Origin of the sequence: Bacteroides sp. ET336 (assembly GCF_024733815.1) — a bacterium.
GTDB classification, from domain to species: domain Bacteria; phylum Bacteroidota; class Bacteroidia; order Bacteroidales; family Bacteroidaceae; genus Phocaeicola; species Phocaeicola cellulolyticus.
On the sequence record NZ_JANRHK010000080.1, the window covers coordinates 1 to 234 of the forward strand.

General features: G+C 34.6%; 1 protein-coding gene. It reads right to left on the reverse strand.

What is annotated here, in order from left to right:
* Positions 1-23: 23 nt before the first annotated feature.
* A partial coding sequence (locus NW213_RS16950) for a transposase (RefSeq protein WP_309148302.1) occupies positions 24-234 on the reverse strand: 211 nt, incomplete at its 5' end.

Consider the following 234-nt stretch of genomic DNA (forward strand, 5'->3'; position numbering starts at 1 on the left):
TAAGTAACTATTCAAAATTAATTTTATACATATGAGTAATTCACAAATAAGTTCGTACCTACAGATGCCAGTGCCCTGTTTGTACAATAGAAAAGCGAGTCCTTAGTATTGTAATCAGCAGGTCTTATCCATTTGCCTTTCAATATGCGCCACAGGATTTCAGCAAGATTAAGTTCTGGAGAGTATGGTGGAAGATAAAAAAGAAATAATCCTCTATCCTCCCATATTTTTCTG